Genomic DNA, 13599 nt, shown 5'->3' on the forward strand with positions numbered 1-13599 from the left:
GGCGATGCAGCTTTCCGTCTGGACCTATGAAGGACCGCCGCACATCGGGGCGATGCGCGTGGCCACGGGCATGCGCGGCGTCCATTACCTGCTGCATTCGCCGCAGGGCGATACCTATGCCGACCTGTTGTTCACGATGATCGAGCGGCGGGATCACCGCCCACCCGTCACCTACACCACCTTTCAGGCGCGCGACCTGGGCAAGGATACGTCGGAGCTGTTCCAGACCGCGGCGCATGACGTGATCGCCCGGCACGCGCCCGATGCGCTGCTGGTCGGCGCATCCTGTACCGCGGAGCTGATTCAGGACGATCCGGCCGGGCTGGTCGAGAAAATGGGCCTTGGCCTGCCGGTCATCCCGCTCGACCTGCCAAGCTATCAGCGCAAGGAACATTGGGGCGCGTCGGAAACATTCTATCAGATCGTCCGGACACTGACCGACAAGCGGCGGCGCGCGCCGGATCGTGCCGGGCGGCGGGCGCGGGCCAATCTGCTTGGCCCGACCGCGCTCGGCTTTCGTCACCGGGACGACATTGTCGAGGTGACGGCCCTGTTGTCCGAACTGGGGATCGACGTGCACGTCGTCGCTCCGCTGGGCGCATCGGTGGATCAGATCGCCAGCCTGGGCGAGGCGGATTTCAATATCGTCCTCTATCCCGAAACCGGCGAGGCCGCCGCCCAGTGGCTGGAACGCGAATTCCGTCAGCCGTACACGCGCACCGTGCCGATCGGCGTCAATGCGACGATGGAATTCATCGCGGAGGTCGCCGGGCTGGCGGGGGTCGATTCCGCCCTGATGCTCGACCGGGCGCGGTCGCGCATGTCGTGGTGGAGCCGGTCGATCGATTCCACCTATCTGACGGGCAAGCGGGTTTTCATCTTTGGCGATGGCACCCATGCCGTCGCCGCCGCGCGCATCGCCAGCGAGGAGCTGGGGTTCAAGGTCGTCGGCCTGGGCTGCTACAACCGCGAAACCGCCCGCGACGTGCGCGCCGCCGCCCGTCAGCTGGGGCTGGAGCCGCTGATCACCGACGACCATCTGGTCGTGGAACAGGCGATCAAGGACGCACAGCCGGAACTGGTGCTGGGCACTCAGATGGAACGCCACATCGCCAAACGGTTCGCCATCCCGTGCGCCGTCATCTCCGCGCCCGTCCATGTTCAGGATTTCCCGGCCCGCCATTCGCCCCAGATGGGGTTCGAGGGCGCGAATGTGATCTTCGACACCTGGGTCCATCCGCTGGTCATGGGGCTTGAGGAACATCTGCTGACGATGTTCCGCGACGATTTCGAGTTCCACGATGGCGCGGGCGCATCGCATCTTGGCCCCGGTCATGCAGCACCGGCCGAAGCGCCCGTCATCGCCGCTGCAGACACCGCCGCCGCATGGAGCGCGGATGCCGAGCGGGAACTCAAGAAAATTCCGTTCTTCGTCCGCGGCAAGGCCCGGCGGAATACCGAACTGTTCGCCCAGGAACAGGGCATCGACACGATCGAACTGGCAACGCTGTACGAGGCAAAGGCGCATTATGCCCGGTAATGCCCCTCCCCCCGTCCGGGTGACCATCGTGACGCTGGACAATCATCTGGCGGCTGCGGTCGAGCGCGCCAATCGTCAGATGGCGGCAGACGGTATCCATATCGATCTGCACGCGGCATCGGACTGGGATCACGATCCGGCGCTGCTGGATCGCGCAAAGGCGGATGTGGCGCAATCGGACATCATCATTGCGACGATGCTGTTCCTGGACGATCACGTCCGCGCCATCCACCCCGCCATGCTGGCCCGGCGGGATTTGTGCGACGCCATCGTCGGCCTGATGTCGGCGGCCGATGTGGTCAAGCTGACCCGGCTTGGCAATTACCGGATGGACAAGCCGGCCAAGGGCCCGATGGCGCTGCTGAAAAAGCTGCGCGGTTCGGGCAAACCGGGCGGCAGTTCGGGCGCTGGGCAGATGAAGATGCTGCGCCGGTTGCCCAAGATCCTGCGCTACATCCCCGGCCCGGCCCAGGATGTCCGCCATTATTTCCTGACGATGCAATATTGGCTGGCCGGATCGGACGACAATCTGATCGACATGGTCCGCGGCTTGATCGACCGGTATGCCAGCGGCCCGCGCGCCGCGCTTAAGGGGCGGATGCCGGCCAAGCCGCCACGCGAATACCCGGACGTTGGGCTGTATCACCCCGCCCTGCCCGGCCGGATCGGCCAGGATGCGGTACGACTGGCCCGGTCGGCCGGGGTTGCGGGCGATGCCGGTACGGTCGGCGTGCTGATGCTGCGATCCTATCTGCTGGGCAAGGATACCGGCCATTATGACGGGATGATCGCCGCGCTGGAGGCGCAGGGGCTGACCGTCGTGCCCGCCTTTGCCAGCGGGCTGGATGCCCGGCCAGCAATCGAACGCTATTTCACCGGACCGGACGGCGCGCGCGTCGATGCCATCGTCAATCTGACCGGTTTTTCGCTGGTCGGCGGCCCGGCCTATAACGATGTCGACGCAGCCGTGACGACGCTGGGCGCGCTGGATGTGCCCTATATCGCGGCGCATCCCATCGAGTTTCAGTCGCTGGAACAATGGGGTGCCAGCAGCGCCGGCCTGCTCCCCCTTGAAACCACGATGATGCTGGCGATCCCCGAACTGGACGGATCCATCCTGCCCACCGTGTTCGGCGGCCGCGCCGATGGGTCTGCGGAAGGCTGCACCGGCTGCGCCCGCAACTGCCATTTCACGCTGAGCGAGCATGTCCGACCGATGCAGGCTTGTCCGGAGCGGGCGGCGGCGCTGTCTGCGCGGGTCGCTGCGCTCATCCGCCTGCGCCGCAGCGAACGGGCCAGCCGCAAGCTGGCGATCGTGCTGTTCAACTTTCCACCCAATGCCGGGGCAACCGGATCGGCCGCGCATCTGGCCGTGTTCGAATCCCTGCACGCGACGCTTCGCCGCCTGTCGGCCGAGGGATATTCGGTGGACGTGCCGGACAGCGTGGATGCCCTGCGCGCCGCAATCACCGTTGGCAATGCTGCGCAGCATGGCGCGGACGCCAATGTCGCCGCCCGGATTTCCGCCGACGATCATGTCCGGCGCGAGCCGCATCTTGCCGCGATCGAGGCGCAATGGGGCCCCGCCCCCGGCCGCCAGCAAAGCGATGGTCAGTCCATCCATGTCCTGGGCGCACAGTTCGGCAATGTACTGGTCGGGGTGCAGCCCGCCTTTGGCTATGAAGGCGATCCGATGCGCCTGATGTTCGAGGGCGATTTCGCCCCGACCCATGCCTTTTCCGCTTTTTACCGGTATCTGCGCGACGATTTCGGTGCCCATGCCGTGCTGCATTTCGGCACGCACGGCGCGCTGGAATTCATGCCGGGCAAGCAGTCGGGCCTGAGCGGCGATTGCTGGCCCGACCGGCTGATCGGCGCGATGCCGAACTATTATCTCTATGCCTCGAACAACCCGTCGGAAGGGATGATTGCCAAGCGCCGGTCCGGTGCGACGCTGATCAGTTATCTGACCCCGCCGCTGGCCGAAGCAGGGCTGTATCAGGGGCTTGGCGACCTGAAGGCGCTGCTCGACCGCTATCGCTCGGTGCAGGACGATGGCGATGAGCGCCGCGACCTTGAACAGATGATCCGCGATCAGTGCGCGGTCCTGGACCTTGAGGCTGGCGACCTCGCCGACCTGCCCGGGCGGCTGTACGAGATGGAACGCGCGCTGATCCCGCACGGGCTGCACGTGTTCGGCGCCGCGATGGACGCCCCCCAGCGTCAGTCGATGATCGATGCCATCGCCGGTGCGTCCCCGGACATGGACCCGGCCGATCTGGGCGCGCGGATCGACGCCAATGACGAACTGGGCGCGCTGATCCACGCGCTGGATGGCGGCTATGTCCGCCCCGCGCCCGGCGGCGACCTGGTCCGCAATGCCGAAGTGCTGCCCACGGGGCGCAATATTCACGGCTTTGACCCCTTCCGCATCCCCGGCAGCTACGCCTGTGCACAGGGGCGGGATCAGGCGGATCAGCTGATCGCGCGGCATCTGGCGGATGGCGGACGGCTGCCCGAAAGCATCGCCATGGTGCTATGGGGCACCGACAATCTGAAAAGCGAAGGGACGCAGATCGCCCAGGCGATGGCGCTGATCGGGGCGCGGCCGCGGTTCGACGATTATGGCCGGCTGGCGGGCGCGGAGCTGATCCCGCTGGAGGCGCTGGGCCGTCCGCGCATCGATGTGGTCATCACCCTGTCCGGCATTTTCCGCGACCTGTTGCCACTTCAGACCCGCATGATCGCAGAGGCAAGCTGGCTGGCGGCGATGGCGGACGAGCCGGTCGAGATGAACTTTGTGCGCAAGCACAGCCTGGCGCATCAGGCATCGCTTGGCTGCGACATGGAAACGGCGGCGCTGCGCGTCTTTTCCAACCGTCAGGGGGCCTATGGCGCGAACGTCAATCAGATGATCGACGGCGGTGCATGGACCGATCCCGAAGAGCTGGCCGACATGTTCGAACAGCACAAGGGCTATGCCTATGGCCGCAAGGGTGCGCCGGTGCAGCATCGCAAGCTGTTCGAAAGCGAGCTGGCCGGCGTCGATCTGACGTATCAGAATCTGGAATCGGTCGAGCTGGGCGTCACTGACATCGACCAGTATGTCGACGGCCTGGGCGGCATGAGCCGCGCGGTGGATCGCGCCCGTGGCAGCGCCGCGCCGGTCTATATCGTCGATGCGACGCAGGGCCCGGCAAAGGTGCGCACGCTGGGCGAACAGATCGACCTGGAGGCACGCACCCGCATCCTCAATCCCAAATGGTATGAAGGGATGCTGCAGCACGGGTTCGAGGGGGTGCGCCAGATCGAGGCGCATGTAACGACCGCCATGGGCTGGTCCGCCACGACCGGACAGGTCAGCCCCTGGGTCTATCAGAAGATCAGCGAAACCTTTGTCCTGGACGCCGAAATGCGCGCCCGCCTGTCCGCGCTGAATGCCAAGGCGTCGGCGCGTGTGGCCGACCGGCTGCTGGAGGCGTGCGAGCGGCAGTTGTGGACGCCGGATGCGTCCACCCTCGCGGCGCTGAAGGCGGCGAGCGACGATCTTGAGGATCGGCTGGAAGGGCTGATCGCGGCAGAATGATGGGAACCATGCAATGACACTCAACCTTCTCGATACCCAAGGCGCACCGCCCGATGGCGAGGGCAGCGTGCAGGTTGCGCTGGACCCGCGCGACGAAATCCGGGGGGCAAAGGTCTTTGCCGTTTATGGCAAGGGCGGGATCGGCAAATCGACCACCTCGTCCAACCTGTCGGCCGCCTTTTCAAAGCTGGGCCACCGGGTGCTGCAGATCGGCTGCGATCCAAAGCATGACAGCACCTTTACCCTGACCGGGCGGATGGTGCCGACCGTCATCGACATCCTGGAAACCGTCGACTTCCATGCCGAGGAGCTTCGGGTCGAGGATTTCATGTTCCCCGGCTATAACGGCGTGATGTGCGTCGAGGCCGGCGGGCCGCCCGCGGGCACCGGCTGCGGCGGATATGTGGTGGGCCAGACGGTCAAGCTGCTGAAACAGCATCACCTGCTCGACGATACCGATGTCGTTATTTTCGACGTGCTGGGCGATGTGGTGTGCGGCGGTTTTGCCGCCCCGCTGCAACATGCCGATCAGGCGATCGTCGTCGCCGCCAATGATTTCGACAGCATCTTTGCCATGAACCGCATCATGGCGGCCATCAATGCAAAGGCCAAGAACTACAAGGTCCGGCTGGCCGGCATGGTCGCCAACCGGTCGGCCGCGACGGACGAAATCGACCGGTTCGGCGCGGAAACCGGGATGCGGCGGCTTGCCCATTTCGGCGATGTCGATGCGATCCGCCGGTCGCGGCTGAAGAAGTGCACGCTGTTCGAAATGCCGGACAGCCCGGAAGTCGTTGCCGCGCGCGAGGAATATCTGAACCTTGCCCGCACCTTGTGGGCCGGGGTGGATCCTGTGGACGCGCGGCCGATGAAGGACCGGGAAATCTTCGACTTTCTGGGGTTCGAATGATGGACGCCGGCATCGCATCCACCCGATATCAGGAAAGCCGGCAACGGCTGGAAACCTATTTCGACCGGACCGCGCGCAAAGCGTGGGAGGATCTGACGTCCGACGTGCCGGTCAGCGGCATCCGCGCCACCGTGCGCGCCGGGCGGGATGCGATGCGCGACCTGTTGCTGTCGGCCCTGCCCGCCGACATGCATGGCCAGCGGCTGCTGGATGCCGGATGCGGCACGGGCGCGCTGGCGATCGAGGCTGCACGCCGCGGGGCACAGGTGGTGGCGATCGATGTGTCGCAGGGCCTGATCGCCGTGGCGCGCGAACGCGCGGGGCGCGACCTGTCGATCGACTGGCGCGTCGGTGACATGCGCAGCAACACGCTGGGCCTGTTCGATCATGTCGTGGCGATGGATTCGCTGATCCATTACGACCGGGCCGACCTGATCGGTGTGCTGAAGGCATGGGCGCAGCGCACCGGGCACATCGCCTATACCTTTGCCCCCGCAACGCCGTTGCTGCGTGCCATGCACATCGCCGGAAAGGCATTTCCGCGCAGCGACCGCTCGCCCGCAATCCGGCCGGTCAGCGCAGGGCGGCTGACGGCGGACATTGCCGGCAATCTGCCCGGATGGCGCATCGATTTCTGCGAGCGCGTCTCCAGCGGGTTCTACAAGTCCCAGGCGATGGGGATCAGCAGCTGATGCAGCCGGCGGACCGCCCCTCCTCCTCTTCTTCTGCGTGGCAGGCCGTCGCGATGCGGTTCCTGCCGTTCGCCGATGCCGCCAGCACGGATCTGCCGCTGGGCCGCCTGTTGCGGCTGGCGCTGTTTCAGGTGAGCGTGGGGATTGCCGCCGTCCTGTTGAACGGCACGCTGAACCGCGTGCTGATCGTCGAACTGAACGCGCCTGCATGGATGGTGGCGCTGATGATCGCCATTCCGCTGGCCATCGCCCCGTTCCGCGCGCTGATCGGCCACCGGTCGGACACCCACCGCTCGGTGCTGGGCTGGCGCCGGGTGCCCTATATCTGGTTCGGGTCGCTGGCGCAGTTCGGCGGGCTGGCCATCATGCCGTTTGCGCTGATCCTGCTGACCCGCCCCGACACCTTTGCAATGGGCGTTGCGGCCTCGTGCCTGTCGTTCCTGCTGACCGGCGGGGGCATGCACGTCACCCAGACGGCGGGCCTGGCACTCGCCACCGATATCGCGCCAGAGGATACCCGGCCGCGCGTCGTCGCCCTGCTCTATGTCATGCTGCTGGTCGGCATGATGCTGGCGTCGTTCGCCATCGGCAACATCCTGCTCGACTTTACCGCGACCAAGCTGATCCAGGTGGTGCAGGGCGCGGCGTTGCTGACGATTGTGATGAACATCATCGCGTTGTGGAAGCAGGAAGCACGGCGGCGCGTCGCTGCGGCACCGGTCGAGGCGCAGCCGGCATTTTCCGCGCTTTGGGCCAGTTTCGTTGCTCAGCCCAGCGCCGCACGGCTGCTGGCCGCGATCGGCGTCGGGGCGATGGCCTTTTCCATGCAGGATGCGCTGCTGGAGCCTTATGGCGGCGAAATCCTGTCCATGTCGGTGGGCGCGACGACCGCGCTGACCGGGGCATGGGCGTTGGGCGCGCTGATCGCCTTTGCCCATAGCGGGCGGCGGCTGGCGCACGGCGCCGATCCGCTCCGCCTTTCAGGGCTTGGCGCGGTCATCGGCATCTGCGCCTTTCTGATGGCGATCTTTGCCGCACCGTTTCATTCCGTGCCGCTGCTGTTCGCTGGCGCCGCCGCCATCGGATTTGGCAACGGCCTGTTTTCCGTCGGCACGATGATCGCCGCGATGGCGCTGGCCCGCAATCACGCCGCTGGCCTTGCGCTGGGCGCATGGGGCGCGGTGCAGGCAAGCGGAGCCGGTCTGGGCGTCGCGCTGGGCGGGGCCATTCGCGATGGCGTGGCCATGCTGGCGCTGCACGATGTGCTGGGCACGACCCTGGCCGACCGCGCGACGGGGTTCGGCACGGTTTATCTGATCGAGATCGCCTTGTTGCTGCTCGCGCTGGTCGTGCTGGGGCCAGTGGTCGGCGTGGGCCGCGATCTTGGAGTGACGCGTGAACGCTTTGGTTTGAGCGAGTTTCCGACCTGAGGGCCGGCAGGAGGTGGATGATGGACGATATTAAGCTTGTGGGCACACTCGATGTGACCGAACTGGTGTTTCTGACCTTTGTTTTGTTCTTCTTCGGACTGGTGGTGTATCTGCGCCGCGAGGACCGGCGCGAGGGCTATCCGCTGGAGGACGAAACCACCGGCCGTCTGGACACGCCGGGCGGCGTGCTGCTGGATGCGGGGCCGAAGACGTTCCTGATGCCGCACGGTCGCGGCATCGTCAGCACCCCCACCAAGGGCCGCGAGCGCGTCGAATTGCCCGCCACGCGGACGTTCCGCGCGGCCGGTGCGCCCTATGTCCCCACCGGCAATCCGCTGGTCGACGGCCTTGGCCCGGCGGCCTGGGCCGACCGCGCCAATCACCCCGATCTGGATGCCGAAGGGCATAACCGCATCGTGCCGATCGCACTGGCCCCGCACATCACGATCAACCCGCGCGATCCCGATCCGCGGGGCTACAGCGTGATCGCGGCGGACGGTCAGGTGGCCGGCAAGATCAGCGACATCTGGGTCGACCGGGCCGAACACGTCATCCGGTATCTTGAGGTCGACACCGGCTCTGCCAAGGTACTGGCGCCGATGGGCACCGCCGCCGTTCAGGCGCGCAGAAGCCTGGTGGTGATCGACGCGATCAACGCCGCCGACTTTGCCGGCGTGCCCGGCCTGGCCGCACCGGACCGCATCACCTTTTACGAGGAAGAGCGGGTCATGGCCTATTATGGCGGCGGCTATCTCTATGCCAACGCCGCTCGTCAGGATCCGCTGATATGAGCGAATATGAGCATGAGCCGATCCCCGGCCTGCCCGGGGTTCCGCCGGAGGGCGAGCGCATCCTGTGGCAGGGTTCGCCGGATTTCCGGCACATGGTCGCCAATGCGTGGCACATCCGGCTGACCCTGCTCTATTTCGCCGCGATCATCGCCTGGCTGGTGGTGCGCGGCGATGGCGGCGCGGCACTGGTCGTGGCGGCGATGGGCGTCGTTGCAATCGCCCTGTTCATTGCCTTTGCCTGGGCAGCGGCGCGCACCAGCATCTATACGCTGACCAACCAGCGGCTGGTGCTGCGCATCGGGGTTGCCCTGAACAAATGCGTCAACCTGCCGCTGAGCCAGATCGAATCCGCTGATCTGAAGGCGATGGGCGGCGGGCATGGCAGCATCGTCCTGTCGCTGAAGGGCGCGCCGCGGCTTGGCTATCCGATGCTGTGGCCGCACGCCCGCTCGCTGCGCATCGTCCGGCCCCAGCCGATGCTGCGTGCGATCCCGGACGCTGCCGGCGTGGCCCGCACTCTGTTCCGCGCCGTTCAGCAGATTCAGCCTGTGACAGTGAAGGACGCATCCAACACGCCGGTCGCCACCGGCCCCTATGCCGGAGCCGGCGCATGAGCCATTCGCACCCCCATCATGATCCAACCGTCCCGCCCCGGGCGCTGATCGGGGCGGGGGTGCTGATTGCCACGGCACTGGCGCTGACCGGGGCAACCAGCTTTGGCCTGATCCCGCGCGCCGCCGATCCGGTGGCCGAACGGACCCGCGATCAGGTCGCCCCGGCGCAGCAGCGGGACCTGCGTTTCGCCGACCGGGCCGATGGCGCGGTGATCGTCAGCGATGCAGTGACCGGCGAACAGATCACGGTCATCCCCAGCGGTCAGGGCGGTTTCGTGCGCGCCCAGATGCGTCGGCTGGCCAAGGCGCGGATGGCCGCCGGCATCGGTTCGGAGCCGCCCTTTCGCCTGACGCGATGGGCGAACGGCGCGCTGTCGCTGGTCGATCCTCAGACCGGTAAGGATGCCGAACTGCACGGCTTTGGCCCCGACCACAGCCGCACCTTTGCCAACATGCTGCCGGGAACGGGCGCATGATCGCGCTGTTTTCGCCGCCCCCGTTCGACACCCAGTGCCGGATCGAGGTGGAGCAGAGCCCCGAGCATTTCCATGCCCATGTCGAACTGGACGGCGATATCGACATCCGGCCCGGCGACCGGGTGCGCGTGCATGGCGCGCCGATCATGGTCGGGTTTGGCGAACGCCGCGTGTTCGAACGCCGCGCCACGGTTCAGCCCGCTGGCCTGATCCGCCGCGCCTGGACCCGCTTTGCCAGCAATTTCGAGATCACCGAGCTGTATGAAGTCAGCTTTACGCCTGGGAGGCTAGGATGAACGCGCCTGCACGGATCGATGCATCGCTGGCTGCCCAGCATGACACGATGGAAATCGCACGCCAGGAAACGGTGCTGTCGCCGCGGTTCTACACCACCGATTACGAAGCGATGGACCGCATCGACGTGTCCCCCGTCCGCGCCGAATGGGAGGCGCTGATGACGGAGATGGAGGACGATCACAATAAGCGGCATTTCCGCAAGACGGACGCCTTTGACGGGGTGATCGAGGGGCTGGAACCGGCGCTGCAGGCCGAGTTCATCGATTTCCTGGCCAGTTCGCTGACGTCCGAATTTTCAGGCTGCATCCTGTATGCCGAAATCGCCAAGCGGACGAAGAATCCCGACATGAAGCGGATCTTCAAGCTGCTGGCGCGCGATGAAAGCCGTCATGCGGGCTTCATCAACGAAACGCTGAAGGGCGCCGGGATCGGCATCGACCTCAGCTTTCTGACCAAGACCAAGAAATACACCTTCTTCAAACCGAAGTTCATTTTCTATGCCGTCTATCTGTCGGAAAAGATCGGATATGCGCGGTACATCACCATCTACCGCCATCTGGCGCGCAATCCGCAGAACAAGTTTCACCCGATTTTCGACTGGTTCCACGACTGGTGCAATGACGAGTTCCGTCATGGCGAGGCGTTCGCGATGATGCTGCGGGCCGATCCCAAGCTGCTGACCGGAATGAACAAGCTGTGGATCCGGTTTTTCCTGCTGTCGGTCTATGCCACCATGTATGTGCGCGACCACAACCGGCCAGTGTTCCACAAGGCGCTGGGCGTACACCCCGCCGATTACGGGTATCAGGTGTTTTCGATCTGTACCGAGATCAGCCGGCAGGTGTTTCCGGTGGAGCTGGACACCGATGATCCCGCCTTTCGCCGGACGCTGGAGCAGCTTCGCCTTGCCTCTGTCGCGATCGAGACGGCCAAGGCGCGTGGCGGCGTGTCGGGATTGGCGGGACGCGCGGCCAACATGGCGCGGGCGGGCTTTGCCTTTGCCCGGCTGTACCTGATGAAACCGCGGACCAACGAACTGCCCCGTTCCATCCGGCTTCAGCCTGCATGGTGATTGCGGGCAGCCTGGCCCTGCCCTTTGCGGCGGTCATCCTGTTGTGGTTCGTCAGCACCGGCCTGGTGGCGATGATGAACCACCGGCTGCGCGCCACGATGCCGCGCGCGCTGATCATCGCCTGTGTCTGTGCCTTTGCCGGCCTCGGCCTCGTGATCGCCAGTGCCCATTCGACGGCGATCTGGGCATCCTATCTGTCGTTCCTGGGCGGCCTGCTGATCTGGAGCTGGCACGAGATCGCGTTCCTGACCGGCGCGGTCGCGGGCACGCATAGCGAGCCATGCCCCGATGGCGCGCGCGGCTGGCAACGGTTTTCACAGGCGACGCTGGCGCTGATCCATCACGAAGTGGCGCTGGCGATGACGGCGGGCCTGATGCTGTCGCTGGCCGCGGCGACCGCCAATCCGACCGGTGCCTATGCGTTCACGCTGTTGTTCGTGTTCCGCCTGTCATCGAAACTGAACATCTATTGGGGCGTGCCGAACCTGAGCGACGAGTTGTTGCCGCGCCATCTGGATTACCTGAAAAGCTATTTCGGACCGCGCCGGTTGCTGCCGATGCTGCCGCTGTCGATCCTGGCCATGCTCGGCCTGGCCGCGTGGCTTGCCTGGACGGCGATTGCCACCAGCGATCCCGGCACCGCGGTCCGATCCGCCCTGCTCTGCTGCCTCAGCCTGCTGGCGGCGCTGGAGCATCTGTTTCTCGCCATGCCCTTTCGCGACAGCGCGCTTTGGGCATGGGCGCTTGAGCGGCGCACCGCACACAAGAAGACGACGATTGAAGAGGGGAAGGCGTGATGGATTACGCAACATATTTCGGCGATCAGCTGGCCGCCGTCCGGCAGGAAGGGCGATATCGCGTCTTTGCCGAGATCGAGCGCCAGGCTGGCGCATTCCCCAAGGCGACCCGCCATGTCGACGGCCAGATCAGCGACATCACCGTTTGGTGTTCCAACGACTATCTGGGCATGGGCCAGCATCCCAAGGTACTAGACGCCATGCACCGCGTTCTGGACGAATGCGGCGCAGGTGCGGGCGGCACGCGCAACATTTCGGGTACCAATCACCACCATGTGCTGCTGGAGGCGGAACTCGCCGACCTGCATGCCAAGGAAGACGCGCTGCTCTTTACCTCCGGCTATGTTTCCAACTGGGCAGCGCTGGGCACGCTGGCGGGGATGCTGCCCAACTGCATGGTGCTGTCCGACGCGCTCAATCACGCATCGATGATCGAGGGGATTCGGCACAGCCGTGCCGACCGGATGATCTTTGAACACAACTCGCCCGAGGATCTGGACCGCAAGCTGTCCGACCTGGACCCCGACCGGGCCAAGCTGGTTGCGTTCGAAAGCGTCTATTCGATGGACGGCGACATCGCCCCGATCGCTGAGATCGTGGAGGTGTGCGAGAAGCACAACGCCCTGTCCTATATCGACGAGGTTCATGCCGTCGGCCTGTACGGCCCGCGCGGCGGCGGTGTGGCCGAACGCGAAGGATTGATGGACCGGATCACGGTCATCGAAGGAACGCTGGGCAAGGCCTATGGCGTGATGGGCGGATATATCGCCGCATCGCGCGACCTGTGCGATTTCGTGCGCACCTTTGCCAGCGGATTCATTTTCACCACCGCCCTGCCCCCCGCGGTTGCGGCGGGCGCGTGCGCCAGCATCCGGCACCTGAAGGACAGCGATGCCGAACGCGAGCGCCAGCAGGATCGCGTGGCCCGCGTACGCGGCGCCTTGGACCGGATGGGCATCCCCCACCTGCCCAACCCCAGCCACATCATCCCGGTAATGGTCGGCGATGCACGCAAGTGCAAACTGATCAGCGACTGGCTGATGGAACATCACGGCATCTATGTTCAGCCGATCAATTACCCCACCGTTCCGCGTGGGACGGAACGGCTGCGCATCACCCCGTCGCCCGTGCACAGCGATGCGGATATCGACCGGCTGCTGACCGCGCTCAGCGAAATCTGGTCGCATTGCGAACTGGCACGGCGCGAAATGGCCGCCTGATCCGGCGCGGCGGTACGCCAACCACATCCGCTTCCCGCAAAAGGCCGGAGCGAGGCAGCGATGCGCGTTAAATCGGGCATCGCTGCCAGGCACCTGGATGACCGATCGGGCTGACGCCCTGCCCGCTGTGCACAGGAATATCGGCGATCCACTAGGCTTGCTGCGCAAGCGTGT

At 65.6% G+C, this 13599-nt stretch carries 12 protein-coding genes; all 12 read left to right on the forward strand.

Going from position 1 to position 13599, the window contains the following annotated elements; genetic code table 11:
* Positions 1–4 precede the first annotated feature (4 nt).
* From bchB to hemA, 12 genes are read left to right on the forward strand one after another with little or no spacing between them, the layout of a single operon-like run.
* Positions 5–1540 carry a ferredoxin:protochlorophyllide reductase (ATP-dependent) subunit B gene (bchB, locus tag NYR55_RS03715; RefSeq protein WP_260019885.1) on the forward strand — a complete coding sequence of 512 codons (1536 nt, stop codon included), beginning with the start codon at positions 5–7 and terminating at the stop codon, positions 1538–1540.
* Entirely contained in the window at positions 1530–5126 is a 3597-nt protein-coding gene (locus tag NYR55_RS03720; protein ID WP_260019886.1) for a magnesium chelatase subunit H, read from the forward strand. Before bchB ends, NYR55_RS03720 begins: the two co-directional genes overlap by 11 nt.
* 13 nt (positions 5127–5139) lie before the next feature.
* Positions 5140–6036 (forward strand): ferredoxin:protochlorophyllide reductase (ATP-dependent) iron-sulfur ATP-binding protein, encoded by an 897-nt coding sequence (bchL, locus tag NYR55_RS03725; protein WP_260019887.1) that lies wholly within the window; start codon positions 5140–5142, stop codon positions 6034–6036.
* Positions 6033–6728, forward strand: coding sequence for a magnesium protoporphyrin IX methyltransferase (bchM, locus tag NYR55_RS03730; protein WP_260019888.1), 696 nt, complete (start codon positions 6033–6035; stop codon positions 6726–6728). The genes bchL and bchM overlap by 4 nt, the downstream gene beginning before the upstream one ends.
* Positions 6728–8158, forward strand: coding sequence for a BCD family MFS transporter (locus NYR55_RS03735; protein WP_260019889.1), 1431 nt, complete (start codon positions 6728–6730; stop codon positions 8156–8158). Before bchM ends, NYR55_RS03735 begins: the two co-directional genes overlap by 1 nt.
* A 20-nt stretch (positions 8159–8178) precedes the next feature.
* Positions 8179–8949 carry a photosynthetic reaction center subunit H gene (puhA, locus tag NYR55_RS03740; protein WP_260019890.1) on the forward strand — a complete coding sequence of 257 codons (771 nt, stop codon included), beginning with the start codon at positions 8179–8181 and terminating at the stop codon, positions 8947–8949.
* A complete protein-coding gene (gene puhB / locus NYR55_RS03745; RefSeq protein ID WP_260019891.1) occupies positions 8946–9563 on the forward strand; it encodes a photosynthetic complex putative assembly protein PuhB in 618 nt (205 codons plus the stop codon). Before puhA ends, puhB begins: the two co-directional genes overlap by 4 nt.
* Positions 9560–10039 (forward strand): photosynthetic complex assembly protein PuhC, encoded by a 480-nt coding sequence (gene puhC / locus NYR55_RS03750; RefSeq protein ID WP_260019892.1) that lies wholly within the window; start codon positions 9560–9562, stop codon positions 10037–10039. The genes puhB and puhC overlap by 4 nt, the downstream gene beginning before the upstream one ends.
* Entirely contained in the window at positions 10036–10335 is a 300-nt protein-coding gene (locus NYR55_RS03755; RefSeq protein ID WP_260019893.1) for a hypothetical protein, read from the forward strand. The genes puhC and NYR55_RS03755 overlap by 4 nt, the downstream gene beginning before the upstream one ends.
* Positions 10332–11408, forward strand: a complete 1077-nt coding sequence (acsF, locus tag NYR55_RS03760; protein WP_260019894.1) for a magnesium-protoporphyrin IX monomethyl ester (oxidative) cyclase — start codon at positions 10332–10334, stop codon at positions 11406–11408. The genes NYR55_RS03755 and acsF overlap by 4 nt, the downstream gene beginning before the upstream one ends.
* Complete coding sequence (gene puhE, locus NYR55_RS03765) at positions 11402–12205, forward strand: putative photosynthetic complex assembly protein PuhE (protein ID WP_260019895.1); 804 nt, start codon at positions 11402–11404, stop codon at positions 12203–12205. Before acsF ends, puhE begins: the two co-directional genes overlap by 7 nt.
* Entirely contained in the window at positions 12205–13425 is a 1221-nt protein-coding gene (gene hemA, locus NYR55_RS03770; RefSeq protein ID WP_260019896.1) for a 5-aminolevulinate synthase, read from the forward strand. The genes puhE and hemA overlap by 1 nt, the downstream gene beginning before the upstream one ends.
* Positions 13426–13599 lie beyond the last annotated feature (174 nt).

Source organism: Sphingomonas sp. BGYR3, assembly GCF_025153455.1.
Classification (GTDB): domain Bacteria; phylum Pseudomonadota; class Alphaproteobacteria; order Sphingomonadales; family Sphingomonadaceae; genus Sphingomonas.

What these genes read in the sequence shown, in the direction of transcription:
- bchB (WP_260019885.1), top strand. Translation starts at nt 5, where the DNA reads ATGCAGCTTTCCGTCTGGACCTATGAAGGACCGCCGCACATCGGGGCG.
- NYR55_RS03720 (WP_260019886.1), top strand. Translation starts at nt 1,530, where the DNA reads ATGCCCGGTAATGCCCCTCCCCCCGTCCGGGTGACCATCGTGACGCTG.
- bchL (WP_260019887.1), top strand. Translation starts at nt 5,140, where the DNA reads ATGACACTCAACCTTCTCGATACCCAAGGCGCACCGCCCGATGGCGAG.
- bchM (WP_260019888.1), top strand. Translation starts at nt 6,033, where the DNA reads ATGATGGACGCCGGCATCGCATCCACCCGATATCAGGAAAGCCGGCAA.
- NYR55_RS03735 (WP_260019889.1), top strand. Translation starts at nt 6,728, where the DNA reads ATGCAGCCGGCGGACCGCCCCTCCTCCTCTTCTTCTGCGTGGCAGGCC.
- puhA (WP_260019890.1), top strand. Translation starts at nt 8,179, where the DNA reads ATGGACGATATTAAGCTTGTGGGCACACTCGATGTGACCGAACTGGTG.
- puhB (WP_260019891.1), top strand. Translation starts at nt 8,946, where the DNA reads ATGAGCGAATATGAGCATGAGCCGATCCCCGGCCTGCCCGGGGTTCCG.
- puhC (WP_260019892.1), top strand. Translation starts at nt 9,560, where the DNA reads ATGAGCCATTCGCACCCCCATCATGATCCAACCGTCCCGCCCCGGGCG.
- NYR55_RS03755 (WP_260019893.1), top strand. Translation starts at nt 10,036, where the DNA reads ATGATCGCGCTGTTTTCGCCGCCCCCGTTCGACACCCAGTGCCGGATC.
- acsF (WP_260019894.1), top strand. Translation starts at nt 10,332, where the DNA reads ATGAACGCGCCTGCACGGATCGATGCATCGCTGGCTGCCCAGCATGAC.
- puhE (WP_260019895.1), top strand. Translation starts at nt 11,402, where the DNA reads ATGGTGATTGCGGGCAGCCTGGCCCTGCCCTTTGCGGCGGTCATCCTG.
- hemA (WP_260019896.1), top strand. Translation starts at nt 12,205, where the DNA reads ATGGATTACGCAACATATTTCGGCGATCAGCTGGCCGCCGTCCGGCAG.